The organism is Micromonospora sp. NPDC023956, from assembly GCF_040639195.1.
Lineage (GTDB): Bacteria > Actinomycetota > Actinomycetes > Mycobacteriales > Micromonosporaceae > Micromonospora.
In genome coordinates this window covers 1-13266 of record NZ_JBEZZN010000009.1, presented here as the reverse complement: position 1 = coordinate 13266, position 13266 = coordinate 1, and the positions used below count along the sequence as shown (strand labels likewise).

The 13266-nt window shown below is 73.2% G+C and carries 14 protein-coding genes; 7 read left to right on the top strand and 7 right to left on the bottom strand.

What is annotated here, in order from left to right:
• Positions 1-162 precede the first annotated feature (162 nt).
• Positions 163-1026, top strand: a complete 864-nt coding sequence (locus tag AB0F58_RS18330; protein ID WP_357143841.1) for an SGNH/GDSL hydrolase family protein — start codon at positions 163-165, stop codon at positions 1024-1026.
• 52 nt (positions 1027-1078) lie between these two features.
• Here AB0F58_RS18330 and AB0F58_RS18325 read toward each other — a convergent pair whose 3' ends face one another.
• The 3 genes from AB0F58_RS18325 to AB0F58_RS18315 all read right to left on the bottom strand — a co-directional run bounded on the left by AB0F58_RS18325 (position 1079) and on the right by AB0F58_RS18315 (position 3037).
• The gene (locus AB0F58_RS18325; protein WP_357144521.1) at positions 1079-1759 is read right to left on the bottom strand and encodes an EcsC family protein; all 681 of its coding nucleotides are present in this window, start codon (positions 1757-1759) and stop codon (positions 1079-1081) included.
• Positions 1760-1913: 154 nt separating this feature from the next.
• Positions 1914-2060 carry a hypothetical protein gene (locus tag AB0F58_RS18320; protein ID WP_357143839.1) on the bottom strand — a complete coding sequence of 49 codons (147 nt, stop codon included), beginning with the start codon at positions 2058-2060 and terminating at the stop codon, positions 1914-1916.
• Positions 2061-2122: 62 nt separating this feature from the next.
• Positions 2123-3037 carry a peptidase M23 gene (locus AB0F58_RS18315; RefSeq protein WP_357143837.1) on the bottom strand — a complete coding sequence of 305 codons (915 nt, stop codon included), beginning with the start codon at positions 3035-3037 and terminating at the stop codon, positions 2123-2125.
• A 420-nt stretch (positions 3038-3457) separates the two neighbouring features.
• Between AB0F58_RS18315 and AB0F58_RS18310 the strand changes: the two genes are divergently transcribed.
• The 3 genes from AB0F58_RS18310 (at position 3458) to AB0F58_RS18300 (ending at position 5643) form a co-directional block, all read left to right on the top strand.
• A complete protein-coding gene (locus AB0F58_RS18310) occupies positions 3458-4378 on the top strand; it encodes a PAC2 family protein (protein WP_357143835.1) in 921 nt (306 codons plus the stop codon).
• Between the two features lie 121 nt (positions 4379-4499).
• Complete coding sequence (locus AB0F58_RS18305; protein ID WP_357143833.1) at positions 4500-5297, top strand: exodeoxyribonuclease III; 798 nt, start codon at positions 4500-4502, stop codon at positions 5295-5297.
• A gap of 25 nt (positions 5298-5322) precedes the next feature.
• Entirely contained in the window at positions 5323-5643 is a 321-nt protein-coding gene (locus tag AB0F58_RS18300) for an antibiotic biosynthesis monooxygenase (RefSeq protein WP_357143831.1), read from the top strand.
• A 99-nt stretch (positions 5644-5742) separates the two neighbouring features.
• Here the strand turns inward: AB0F58_RS18300 and AB0F58_RS18295 are convergent, their stop codons facing one another.
• Both AB0F58_RS18295 and AB0F58_RS18290 read right to left on the bottom strand, forming a co-directional pair.
• Positions 5743-6405, bottom strand: a complete 663-nt coding sequence (locus tag AB0F58_RS18295) for a class F sortase (protein WP_357144518.1) — start codon at positions 6403-6405, stop codon at positions 5743-5745.
• Between the two features lie 27 nt (positions 6406-6432).
• On the bottom strand, positions 6433-6966 hold the full coding sequence (locus AB0F58_RS18290; RefSeq protein ID WP_357143828.1) for a hypothetical protein: 534 nt from the start codon (positions 6964-6966) through the stop codon (positions 6433-6435).
• 136 nt (positions 6967-7102) lie between these two features.
• On the opposite strand from AB0F58_RS18290, the gene trmB reads away from it, so the two are divergent.
• Positions 7103-7816, top strand: coding sequence for a tRNA (guanosine(46)-N7)-methyltransferase TrmB (trmB, locus tag AB0F58_RS18285; RefSeq protein ID WP_357144515.1), 714 nt, complete (start codon positions 7103-7105; stop codon positions 7814-7816).
• 109 nt (positions 7817-7925) lie between these two features.
• The gene (locus AB0F58_RS18280) at positions 7926-10433 is read left to right on the top strand and encodes a DUF3516 domain-containing protein (protein ID WP_357143826.1); all 2508 of its coding nucleotides are present in this window, start codon (positions 7926-7928) and stop codon (positions 10431-10433) included.
• Positions 10434-10448: 15 nt separating this feature from the next.
• Here AB0F58_RS18280 and AB0F58_RS18275 read toward each other — a convergent pair whose 3' ends face one another.
• A complete protein-coding gene (locus AB0F58_RS18275; protein WP_357143824.1) occupies positions 10449-11540 on the bottom strand; it encodes a P1 family peptidase in 1092 nt (363 codons plus the stop codon).
• A 257-nt stretch (positions 11541-11797) separates the two neighbouring features.
• Between AB0F58_RS18275 and AB0F58_RS18270 the strand changes: the two genes are divergently transcribed.
• Positions 11798-12442 (top strand): hypothetical protein, encoded by a 645-nt coding sequence (locus AB0F58_RS18270; RefSeq protein ID WP_357143821.1) that lies wholly within the window; start codon positions 11798-11800, stop codon positions 12440-12442.
• Positions 12443-12603: 161 nt separating this feature from the next.
• Here the strand turns inward: AB0F58_RS18270 and AB0F58_RS18265 are convergent, their stop codons facing one another.
• Positions 12604-13230 carry a C39 family peptidase gene (locus AB0F58_RS18265; protein WP_357144512.1) on the bottom strand — a complete coding sequence of 209 codons (627 nt, stop codon included), beginning with the start codon at positions 13228-13230 and terminating at the stop codon, positions 12604-12606.
• Positions 13231-13266: the final 36 nt, after the last annotated feature.

The window sequence follows — 13266 nt, the reverse complement described above, 5'->3', positions numbered from 1 at the left end:
AACGTCGACGGTTAACCTCCGCGCCGTACCGACTGGGCCATTTACCACACCGTTCCCGGCATCGGACGGTTGTGCCGGATGTCCGACAGCAGGCGACCCCGGAGTGACGGTGGACGCGTAAGGTGACCCCGCTGTCGCACCGCGCTCGGAGACGGGAAGGTCATGCCTCGACGTTGGGTCGCCGCCGTGGCCAGCCTGTCGGCGCTGGTGGCATTGGCCTGTGAGAGCGGCGGTGGAGGTGGTGGCGACGGCACGCCCCGGCCGCCACGTGACACCCCCCGCCCCGGCATGCCGGTGGCGATGGCGGCCCTCGGCGACTCGATCACCACCGGCTTCGGCACCTGCCTGGTGCTGGCGTCCTGCGAGCGCAACTCCTGGTCCACCGGGGACGGCCGGCGGGTGGACAGCCACTACCGGCGGCTGCTCGACCTCGATCCGGCGATCCGGGGCCGGGCGTACAACCACGCGAAGGCGGGCGCCCGCGCCGCTGCCCTGCCCGACCAGGCCACCCGGGCGGTGCGCGACCGGGCCGACTACGTCACCGTGCTGATCGGCGCGAACGACGCCTGCCGGGCGGACATCGACGCGATGACGCCGGTGAAGACCTTCCGCCAACAGGTCGACCGGGCGCTGCGGACGCTGCGCGAGGGCCGACCCAAGGCCCGGGTGCTCGTGGTGAGCATCCCGGACCTCTACCGGCTCTGGGAGATCGGCCACACCGACAAGGACGCCGTGCGGTCCTGGCAGCGTGGTGTCTGTCCTGCCCTGCTCGCCAACCCGACCTCCACGGCGGCGGCCGACCGGGAGCGCCGCCGGGCCTTCGGGGAGCGGATCGACGCCTACAACGACCAGTTGGTCGCCGCGTGCCGGGCGTACGGGTCACGCTGCCGGCACGACCGTGGGGCCGTGCACCGGGTGCGGTTCACCATCGACGACGTCAACACCATCGACCACTTCCACCCGAACAACACCGGCCAGCAGCGGCTCGCCAAGGCGACCTGGTCCGCCGCCGGCTTCGCCGACTGACCGACGGCGGGTTCCGGGCCGAGCGACGGGTTCCGGGCCGAGCGACGACTGGTCAGGGCTGGCGTGGGGGCGGGACCACACCGGTGCCGGGCTGGGCGTAGAGCGCCCGGGACCGGGTGGCGAGATCCTTGGTGGCCGAGGAGTTGGCCCAGGTGCCGAGGATGATCGCCGCACCCGGCACCACCTTGGCGAACATCCGCTTCGCCGCGCGCACCCCGGCCATCTGGGCCAGCCGCACCCCGAGCTTGAGCATGACCCGGCCGAGGGCGGGCTGGGACCCGCCGCCGAAGAGCGCCCCGGCCCGCTCCCGGCCGGCGGCGACGCCGAGGGCCAACCGGGCCGTCCCGGCCACCTTGTGCACCTTCTGCAGGACGAGCAGATCGGTTGCCCGGTCGGTGTGTTGCGGGTCGATCCCGTACGCCGCGGCGATGTGCAGCACCATCCGGGCCTGGGTCCAGGCGAGCACCCCCACGTCGATCACCGCGCCGGGCAGGCCGGCGGCACCGGAGACCGCGCCGGAGAGCCGGGCCCGGTTGACGAAGCGGCGTACCGCCTGGTCGGCGAGGGCCTCGGCGGAGACGCCGGGCTGCTCGGCCCGCGCCCGCTCGGCCCACCGGGCCGCCTCGGGACCGAGCCGCCGGACCGCCTCCAGGGCGAGGTGTTCCGGAGCGTACTGCGGATCGTCCCGCATCCGGTCCCAGAGCCGGGCCGGCGGCGCCTCGGGGGCGTCCAGTGGCTCGGTGGGCGCCTCGGGGGCGGCCGGTGGCTCGGTGGGTGTGGCGGGCGCGGCCGGTGGACGGGGCGCGGGCACGGACTGGCCGTCGACGGGGGTCGAGTCGGTCACGGGTTGACTCCGGGGGTCAGCGGGACGAGATACGACGGGCGGATCAGCGCCGCTTGCCGAGCTTGGCGGCCAGACCCCGCAGCTTCTGCTGGGTGGTGGGCTTGGCCAGTTCCCGGCGACCGCGGTCGACCAATTGCTGCCCCTTCGGGGAGCTGAGGAATCGGCTGATCTTCTGCATCAGTGCTGACATGGTGCCCTCCTGTGGTGGACGTGCACTCATGTGTACCCCGGACGGGCAACCGCCACGCCCTTCTACGTCGCGGGAGCCACGATCGCGTTCACGATCACCGTCGCCCGGGGCTCGTGCGGCGCGTACGCCTCGGGGTAGGCGGACACCTGCACGGCCTGGGCCGCCTCGGTCAGCCGCATCTGCTGCCAGCCGGGCACGGCCAGCAGCGTGGTCAGGAACGCACGGGTCGCGTACGCCGGGTCCATCAGCTCCGCGACCGTCCCCCACCCCATGCTGGCCCGCTGCTGGAACAGCCCGACGGAGTCGTGGTCCCAGCCGAGCCCCTGGTTCGCGTGGTTCTGCGACTCGGGGAGCGCCCCGCTGGCGAGGTTGTAGAGGTTGCTCTCCTGCATGGCGGTGGCCACCGCGATGACCAGCGCGCGTCGGGGTACGCCCATGGCGCGGCCGGTCCGCACGATCTTCTTGGCGTTGTTCATCTGGGCCACGGTCAGGCCGGCCACCGGGGCGGGGTCGACGGGCCGACGCGGGGTGGGCTTCTTCGTCGGGGTGGTCTTCCTTGGGGTGGGCGAGGCCGTGGGGGCGGGGGTGGTCGACGCGCTGGGCGAGGGGGTGGCGGACGGGGTCGACGGCGGGGCGGACGGCGTGCGGACGAGGCCGCGTGAGGCGTGTTCCTGCTCGGTCCGCCGGAGGAGTTCGGCGCTGGCCCCGGCGGTGTCGGCGGTGGATCCCCCGCTGGTCGTCCGGAGTTCGACGACGGCGACCAGGCCGAGGCAACAGGCGGCGGCGGAGGCGAGGGCGACCGTCGCCCGGCCGGGCGAGACGGAACCGGGGCGGCGGGCGAGGGCCCGGCTGAGCTTCCGGCGGAGCCCGGAGCGCTCCTGCCCGATGCTTACCTGTTCAGCTGAACTGCCATCAACCTTTCGGTCATCTGCACTGGTGGGAGCGGGTCGATAGTGAATCTTGTCATCGTCACGCATCCGCCGAGGCTAGGCAGAGAACCCGGTTGGAGGGTCCTGGGTGATCTATGGCCCTGCCCACATTTTTCACCATCAAACCCGCTAGATCGTCATGTGCCGTCCCTGTACCTGCCAAAGCTGGCGAGGCAGGCATTTCTCTTGAACCGCCCGGACCGCTCCCGCACGGGTGAGAACCTCCCAGGCGGAAGCCGGTGCGTGGCCCGGACGGCAGCTCACCCGATCGGTGGACACCGGGCCGACCGCAGGGACGAGCCGGGACATCGCCGTCCCGGACGGCGGCGGACGGGGGACGGGAATGGGACGGAACCGCCCCCTCCACCACGACGCGACGGAATGCACGAAGATGGCGAATGCGTTTCCCGTACCGGGTGCCGTTGCCCCACGGCCGCCCGTCCGCACCATCCAGGGAGGTCCAGACCGGTGCTCGACCCACAGGAGCTGTTCCAGCTCACCGACGACCTGCCCGACCTCGGTCAGCCGGTGCTCATCCAGGCACTGACCGGCTTCGTCGACGCCGGCAACGCGACCCGGCTGGCCCGGGAACAGCTGCTCTCCAGCCTCGAGGCCCGGACGGTCGCCACCTTCGACGTCGACCAGGTCTTCGACTACCGCTCCCGGCGCCCGGTGATGACCTTCGTCGAGGACCACTGGGAGCAGTACGACGAGCCCAAGCTGGAGCTGCACCTGCTCCACGACGACGACGAGACCCCCTTCCTCCTGCTCACCGGCCCCGAGCCGGACCTCCAGTGGGAACGCTTCGTGGCCGCCGTCGGCGACCTCGCCGCCCGGCTGGACGTCCGGCTCACCGTGGGGCTCAACGCGATCCCGATGGCCGTACCGCACACCCGGCCGACCGGGGTGACCGCACACGCCACCCGACGCGAGCTGATCGCCGGCTACGAGCCGTGGTTGCAGCGGGTGCAGGTGCCCGGCAGCGTGGGATACCTGCTGGAGTACCGGCTCGGCCAGCGTGGACGGGACGCCCTCGGCTTCGCCGCCCACGTGCCGCACTACGTCGCGCAGACCGAGTACCCGGCCGCCGCCGAGGTGCTGCTCTCCTCGGTGTCCCGCAGCACCGGCCTGCTCCTGCCCAGCGACGGGCTCCGCTCGGCCGCCGAGGTGGTCCGGGTGGAGATCGACCGGCAGGTCGCCCAGACCGAGGACGCCGCCACCCTGGTCCAGGCCCTCGAGGAGCAGTACGACGCCTTCGCGCGGGGACGGGGCGAGAAGAACCTCCTCGCCACGGAGAGCGGCCCGCTGCCCACCGCCGACGAACTCGGCGCCGAACTGGAGCGCTTCCTGGCCGAGCAGAGCCGGCCGGGCGACAACCCGGGCAGCTGACCCGGCTCGCGCCCGACGGGGCAGGAGGACGGGTGGCCCGCGCCGGGGCACGCGGTCCACGGGACGGGTGGCGCCGGCGGGCCGGCGGGCGGGCGGCTCCCGGATCAGGCAGGCTGGAGCCATGCGCCTGGCGACCTGGAACGTGAACTCGGTGAAGGCCCGGCTGCCCCGGCTGCTCGACTGGCTCGCCGGCACCGCGCCGGACGTGGTCTGCCTCCAGGAGACCAAGTGCCCGGACGGCGCGTTCCCGGTGGCCGAGGTCGGCGAGCTGGGCTACACGGTGGCCAGCCACAGCGACGGGCGGTGGAACGGGGTGGCCGTGCTCTCCCGGGTGGGGCTCGCCGACGTCACGGTCGGCTTCCCGGGCGAGCCGGGTTTCCCCGAGCCGGAGGCGCGGGCGATCTCGGCCACCTGCGACGGACTGCGGGTCTGGTCGGTCTACGTCCCGAACGGGCGCACCCCGGAGGACCCGCACTACGCCTACAAGCTGGCCTGGTTCGCCGCGCTGCGGGACGTGCTCGCCACCGAGCTGCACGGCGGGCGACCGCTGGCGGTCTGCGGGGACTTCAACGTCGCCCCCACCGACGACGACGTCTGGGATCCGGCCGTCTTCGCACACTCGACCCACGTGACGCCGGCCGAGCGGGCGGCCCTGGCCGCCCTGCGCGACCTCGGACTCGTCGACGTGGTGCCCACGCCGATGAAGGGCCCGCACCCGTTCACCTACTGGGACTACCGGGCCGGGATGTTCCACCAGAACAAGGGCATGCGGATCGACCTGGTGTACGCCTCCGCACAGGTCGCGCAGAACGTCCGCGCGGCCTACGTCGACCGGGAGGCCCGCAAGGGCAAGGGCCCGTCCGACCATGCCCCGATCGTGGTCGACGTCGACCTGGAGCCCACCGTCGAACCCCTCTGACCGGCGTCCGCCGTAGGGTGGTGCCATGGCAGTCGTGAAGATCAACACGATCGACGTCCCGCCCGGTGCCGGCGAGGAGCTGGAGCGCCGGTTCGCCGCCCGGGGCGGCGCGGTGCAGAACTCCCCCGGTTTCCTCGGGTTCGAGCTGCTCCGCCCGGTGGCCGGGGAAACCCGCTACTTCGTGTACACGAGGTGGGAGTCGGAGGAGGCGTACCAGGCCTGGGCCTCGGGGCCGGCGCGGGCCGCGCACGGCGGCGGTGCGGGCGGCGAGCAGCGCCGGCCGGTCGCCACCGGGGCCAACCTGCTGGAGTTCGAGGTGGTACAGGAGGTCGCCGGCACCTCGTGACCCCGCCGGCCCGACGCCGCGCGGGTCCTGGCGCACGTTTCGCGCGGCGGGGCAGGATCGGCGGGCTGCGGCTCGTCACCACCGACGGGTGACGGCCGGTCAGGAGTCGCGGGAGCCGACCAGGGTGGCGAAGGCGATCACGTTGTCGGCGTAGCCGACGCTGCCGCCGACGAACCGGCCACCGCAGGTGATCAGCCGCAGGCCGGAGCCCCGGTAGTCGTCGTACACCCGGTCACCGGGCAGGGCGTCCTTGTCGAAGCGCTCCACCGAGGTGACCTCGAAGACCACCACCGACCGGTCCTGACGGGTCACCTCGATCCGGTCGCCCGGCCGCAGCCGGCGCAGGTCGTGGAAGACCGACGGGCCGGAGGTGGTGTCCGCGTGCCCGACGATCACCGCCGGGCCGGTCTCCCCCGGCGTGGGACCGCCGTCGTACCAGCCGGTTTCCTGGTGCCGGTCCAGCGGGGGCACCGCGATGGTGCCGTCCGCGGCGAGCCCGACCGGGGCCACCGGGGCGGTCACCCGGATCGCGGGCACGGTGAGACCGACCGGACGGCTCGCCGGCAGCGGGTCGGGGGCGCCCCGTTCGGACCCGGCACCGGCGGCCAGGGCGGTCCACGGCCGGCCCGCCGACCGGCCGAGCCCGACCCCGGTGACGAAGACCCCGAGCAGGACGAGCACCACGGCCAGCGGCACCCGCCAGCGCCGACCGGCCCGCTGCCGGGACGGCAGCCTCCGGACGTCGACGGTGGGCCGGGGCATGGCACGGAGGCGGGACATGGCGGCGGATCAGCGAAGGGTCCGTGGTCCCCGTCGGCGGGCGGCCAGCATCGCCAGCACCAGCCCGGCGACGGTGATGCCCAGACCGCCGGGCAGGAGCAGCCCGCCGAGGTCGGGGCCGCCGGCCGTACCGCCGAAGCCGGTCGCCGGCCCGCGGCTGGGATGCGGCTGGGGCTTGGGCTGGTGACCGCCACCCGCGGTCACCGTCACCATCGTCGAGGCGTTCGGACCCTCCGCGCAGAGCAACTTGACCCGGTACGTGCCCGGCCTGGCATGCTCCGGGAGGGTCACCGTGCCGGCCAGGTACCCGTGCTGGGGATGGACGGTGACGATGCCGAAGGCATCCGACTCGACGCTGGCCGGGTCCCGGTTGGAACGGCAGCTCGCCCGGATGCCGACCGGTTCGCCGGGGCCCACCCGGCTCGGCGTGAGCTGCACGTAGACGTCGGCGGCGCGCACCGGACCGGCGGCCACCAGCACGGCGACGGCGGCGAGGAGCAGCCCCATCAGCACCACCGCGCCCCGGCGCGTGACTGACACCATGACCCCTCCCGGCCCGTCGGCGGCGGACCGGACGTCGAACCGCCGGCCCGCCGTATGAGATGACCCGTCCGCCGACGGCGTACGCCGCGTCCGGTCGTCGGTGGCCCTCGCGTAGGCTCGGATCGCTGTGACCCCCATCGACCACGACCCGACCGCCCCGGCACCGCCCCGGGCGCGGGCCACCGTCCGTACCTTCCACCCACGTCGGGGGCGGCTCAGCAGCCGTCACCTCGACGCGTTGGACCGCCTCTGGCCGACGTACGGGCTCGCGGTCCCGGACGGGGCCGGACCCCCGGTCGACCTCGCCGACCTGTTCGGTCGCCGGGCCCCGGTGGTGCTGGAGATCGGTTCCGGGATGGGCGACGCGACCGCCGCGATGGCCGCCGCCGACCCGGGTCGAGACTATCTCGCGGTCGAGGTGCACACCCCGGGAATCGCCAACCTCCTCGCCCTGGTGGAGCGGCACGGCCTGGGCAACGTCCGGATCGCCGAGGGCGACGCGTTGGAACTGGTCCGACGGCTGCCGGAGGCGACGCTGGACGCGGTGCACGTGTTCTTCCCCGACCCCTGGCCCAAGGCCCGGCACCACAAGCGCCGGCTGATCCAGCCCGCCCACGTGGCGTTGCTGCGCTCCCGGCTCGCCCCGGGCGGCACGCTGCACTGCGCCACCGACTGGGCCGAGTACGCCGCCGCGATGCGCGAGACCCTCGACGCCGACCCGGAACTCGTCGAGACCCGGCCGGGTGACACCTCCCGTCCGACGCACCGCCCGGTCACCAAGTTCGAGCGCCGTGCGCTGCTCGCCGACCGCCCGATCACCGACCTGACCTACCACCGCCGCCCCCGCTGAGGTGACGGCAGGGCGCTGAGGTGGTGGCAGGGCCCCCGGCCACTCGTTTCCGGTGGACAGGGGCCCCTGCTACCACGCGGGCCGTCGCGGCGGGCAGGATGGGACGGTTATGACGCTCACCGCCGCGCTGCCGGACAGCGCCGACCCCGATGCCCTGTACGACGCGTTCGCCGGTTGGGCGAAGGAGCGCGGCCTCGACCTCTACCCCCACCAGGAGGAGGCGGTCATCGAGATCGTCTCCGGGGCCAACGTGATCATGAACACCCCGACCGGCTCGGGCAAGAGCCTGGTCGCGGTGGCGGCGCACTTCGCCGCCCTGGCCGACGACCGGACGACCTTCTACACCGCCCCGATCAAGGCGCTGGTGTCGGAGAAGTTCTTCGCGCTCTGCGAGGTCTTCGGCGCCGACAACGTCGGCATGCTCACCGGCGACGCGAGCGTCAACGCGGACGCCCCGATCATCTGCTGCACCGCCGAGATCCTGGCCAACCTCGCCCTGCGCGAGGGCACCAAGGCCGACGTCGGCCAGGTGATCATGGATGAGTTCCACTTCTACGCCGAGCCGGACCGGGGCTGGGCCTGGCAGGTGCCGCTGATCGAGCTGCCCCAGGCGCAGTTCGTGCTGATGTCCGCCACCCTCGGCGACACCACCCGCTTCGTCGACGACCTGACCCGGCGCAACGGGCGGCCGACCGCCGTCGTCCGCTCGGCCGAGCGGCCGGTCCCGCTGATCTTCTCGTACGTGACCACGCCGATGCACGAGACCCTGGAGGAGCTGCTCACCACCAAGCAGGCCCCGGTCTACGTGGTGCACTTCACCCAGGCCGCCGCCCTGGAACGGGCCCAGGCGCTGATGAGCGTGAACGTGGCGACCCGGGCCGAGAAGGACATGATCGCCCAGGCGATCGGCCGGTTCCGGTTCACCTCCGGATTCGGCAAGACCCTGTCGAGGCTGGTCCGGCACGGCATCGGCGTGCACCACGCGGGCCTGCTGCCCAAGTACCGCCGGCTGGTGGAGACCCTCGCCCAGGCCGGGCTACTCAAGGTCATCTGTGGCACCGACACCCTCGGCGTCGGCATCAACGTGCCGATCCGCACCGTGCTCTTCACCGGCCTGAGCAAGTACGACGGCACCCGGACCCGGCTGCTCAAGGCCCGGGAGTTCCACCAGATCGCCGGCCGGGCCGGACGGGCCGGGTTCGACACCATCGGGCGGGTGGTGGTGCAGGCCCCGGAGCACGTGATCGAGAACGAGAAGGCCCTCGCCAAGGCCGGCGACGACCCGAAGAAGCGGCGCAAGGTGGTGAAGAAGAAGCCGCCGGAGGGGTCGATCGGCTGGGGCGAGCCGACCTTCCAGCGGCTGGTCGAGTCCGAGCCGGAGCCGCTGACCTCCAGCTTCCAGGTCAGCCACTCGATGCTGCTCAACGTCATCGGCCGCCCCGGGGACGCGTTCGCCGCCATGCGTCACCTGCTCACCGACAACCACGAGGACGCCGCCGCCCAGCGCCGGCACATCCGGCGGGCCATCGCGATCTACCGGGCGCTGCTCGCCGGGGGCGTGGTCGAGCAGCTCGACGAGCCGGACGAAACCGGCCGGCGGGTCCGGCTCACCGTCGACCTCCAGCTCGACTTCGCGCTCAACCAGCCGCTCTCCCCGCTCGCCCTGGCCACCATCGAACTGCTCGACGCCGAGTCGCCGTCGTACGCCCTGGACGTGCTCTCGGTGGTCGAGTCCATCCTTGACGACCCGCGTCAGGTGCTCTCCGCGCAGCAGTTCAAGGCGCGCGGCGAGGCGGTCGCCGCGATGAAGGCCGAGGGCATCGAGTACGAGGCCCGCCTCGAACTGCTCGACGAGGTGACCTGGCCGAAGCCCCTCGCCGAGCTGCTGGACGCCGCGTACGAGATGTACCGGCGCGGGCACCCGTGGGTCGCCGACCACCAGCTCTCGCCGAAGTCCGTCGTCCGGGACATGTACGAGCGGGCCATGACCTTCACCGAGTACGTGCAGTTCTACGGCCTGTCCCGCTCGGAGGGACTGGTGCTGCGCTACCTCGCCGACGCGTACAAGACGCTGCGGCAGACCGTTCCCGAGGACGCCAAGACCGAGGAACTGGTCGACCTGATCGAGTGGCTGGGCGAACTGGTCCGCCAGGTCGACTCCAGCCTCATCGACGAGTGGGAGCGGCTGCGCAACCCGTCGGACGCGACCGAGGCCGCCGAGGCCCTGGACGACCGGGTGCCGGCGGTGACCCGCAACGCCCGCGCGTTCCGGGTGCTGGTGCGCAACGCGCTGTTCCGTCGGGTGGAGCTGGCCGCCCTGCGCCGGTGGGACCTGCTCGGCGAACTCGACGCGGCGGACGGCTGGAACGCCGACGCCTGGGCCGACGCGCTGGAGCCGTACTTCGAGACGTACCCGGAGATCGGCACCGGGCCGGACGCCCGCGGTCCGGCGCTGTTGATGATCGACCAGACGTCGTCGCAGCGGTGGACGGTCCGGCAGATCCTGGACGACCCGGCGGGCGACCACGACTGGGGGATCAGCGCCGAGGTAGACCTGGCCGCCTCGGACGAGGTCGGCGCGGCCGTCGTGCGGGTCACCGACGTCGGGCAGCTCTGACGGGAGGCGGTCGGGTCACCCGGTCGCCGGGTGACCCGACCGGTCGTCGACCGGGCCGGGCGAACCGTCGCCGCCGGCCAGTCGGCCGGCCGCCGACAACCGCCGGACCAGCGCGTCGTGCGGTACGGCGTGACTGGTCCGGCCGCCCAGGCCGGTGGTGGTGACGGCGGTCAGCAACGAGTTGAGCAGCGCCTCCTCGACCGCGTCCAGGACGGCGGCGAAGACCGGGTCGACGTCCTCGTCACGGATCGGCGGCTCGTCCGCTCCCGCCGTACCGAACGCGATCGCGTAGTCGCCGCTGCCGTGGCTGTAGGACGCCCCGACCCGGCCCATCGCGAAGACCGCCCGCCGGGCGACCCGGCCGAGCTGCCGGGCGTCCAGGGGCAGGTCGGTGGCGACCACGATCATGCACGAGTTGCCCGGTGGGGTGGCCCGGTCGGCCTCCGGGACCAGCTCCTCGACCGGCATCGGTACGCCGAGGACGGTCAGCACGCCGCCGAAGTTCGACTGGACGAGGACGCCGACCGTCGCCGGGCGCCCGGCCACCCGGACGGTCCGGGACGAGGTGCCGATGCCGGCCTTGTAACCCAGGGCCGTGGTGCCGGTGCCGGCTCCGACGCAGCCCTGGGCCGGCGGACCGGCGGACGCCCCGGCGAGGGCGGCCAGCACGTGTGCGGCCGTGATGGGGCGGCGGCGGATGTCGGAGAGGTGGCCGTCGTTGGTCTCACCGACCAGGGGGTTGAACGACACGCGGTCCGGTCGCCGGTCCATCAGGTGCCCCAGCAGCGCGTCCGCGACCCGGAACACCGACAGCGTGGCGGTCAGGAGGATCGGTGACTCCAGGACGCCGAGTTCGTCGACCTGGGTGGAACCGACGAGCTTGCCGTAGCCGTTGCCGCGGTACACGGCGGCCGGCAGGGTCCACCGCCCGGGACCGAGTTCACCCGGTACGACCGCGGTGACGCCGGTGTGCACGTCCGCGCCGTCGTCGAGGGTGGTGTGCCCGACCAGCACGCCGGGGACGTCGGTGATCGCGTTGTGCCGCCCGGTGGGCAGGCGCCCCACGACGATCCCGAGGTCGCGGGCACGTCGACTCGCCTGGTTCATGGTCCTCCTGTCGGCGGGGCCGGTGGTGGGCGAGCCGTCCCGGCGGGCAGCGGGCGAGCCGTCCCGGCGGGCGCCGGTGACGGCGAGGACCGGCGCGTGTCGGCCGAGGCCACGTGGTCGGTGCGCTCCGGACCGTCGCGGGGGTCGCCCGTTGTGGTCGGGCGATCCTCTTTCCGTGTCCGGAACCCTAGGAGATGTCATACCCGTCGATTAGAATGTATGTACTAATCTCGGTACTGACCTGGGAGGACGTCCCCGTGTCCGCACCCCTCACCACCGCGCTTCCGCCGTACGCCACCCTGCTCGGCTTCACCCGTTACGTCGACCGTACCGGGCCGACCAAGGCCACCTTCGTCGGCGGACTGCGCCGGCAACGGGCGAGCCGATCCGGGTTCAACCCGCACGGCCAGTTCGTCAAGGCGCTCAAGGCCGACATCGCCTTCCACACCGGCGGCACCCACCTGGCGGGCGTGGCCGACGCGGTCAAACCACGCTGGCGCCCGCTCTACCAGGCACTGACGCCGGGCGCGACGCGCTGGCTGCACTCCCTCGGCGAGCCGGGGCAGGTCGACCTGGCCCGGACCCGCGACGCGCTCGCGATGCTCGGCGACCTGCCGGTCAAAATCAACCCCCACTTCGGCGTGCGGTACGCCGACGGCCACGCCGAGGCGATCCGGCTGCACTTCGACGAGGCCGCGCCGAGCCCGGAGGCCGCCCTCGCCACCCTGCACCTGATGCGCCGGCACATGGACGCCGTCCTGCCGCACGCCGTACCGGTCCTGGTGGACGTCCGCCGGGGCGAGGCGCACCGGATGCCCGAGGGGGTCAAGCCGGAACAGGTCGAGCAGTGGCTCGCCGGCGAGGCGGCGGCCTTCCGGGCCATCTGGTCCACCGCCGCCTGACCGGCCCCGGCCGGCTCGGGCAGACACCACCCGAGGCCACCGAAGGCTGCCACCCGGGCCGTGACCGCTGAACGGCGGCCCGGCCTGACGTGGCAGACCTGGTGACGCGACGACGGGCCGGCCCCCGGTTGGGGGTCGGCCCGTCGTGGTGTGCGGGTGGGTCAGGCGGAGTAGCCGCGGGTGGCGGTCCAGTCGGCGAGGGCTTCGGTGGTGATCCAGTAGGAGGAGTGGTCGGGGTTGGCGGAGTCGGCGATCTTGACGGTGTTGCCGTTGTCGCGGTAGCCGACGACGCTGATGTAGTGGCCGCCCTCGAAGGAGTGCGGGGTGCCGTCGGTGTCGGTGGCGGTGCCGATGATGTTCGCGACGACCGCGCGGCCGTTGTCGATGGCCGTGACGACGTCCGCGCGCATCCGGTCGGTCTGCTTGTCGTCGGCCCCGGGGGTGGTGATCTCGGTGGTGCGGTAGACGTCCTTGCCCGTCTTGGCGTTGAGGGCCTTGGTGATCAGGTGCGCGGAGTCGGTGCCGTTCTCGGTGGTGCCCATCTCCTTGGCCAACTCGTCCTGGGAGAGGTCCCGGTCCATGGTGGACAGGGCGTTACGGGCGGCGGCGGGGCCGCAGTAGTAGAAGTTCGGCTGGGCCTGGTAACGCACGCGCAGTTCCCGCTCGCCGCGGCCCTTGCCGTTGTCGCGGTCGCTGCGGTCACGCCCACGGTCGCCCCGCTCGTTGCGGTCGCTGCGGTCGTTGCGGTCGTTGCCGCGGTCGTCGCGGTCGCCGCGGTCGGTGGTCATCGACACGGTCGACATGGTGGGGGTGCTGGCCGAGGC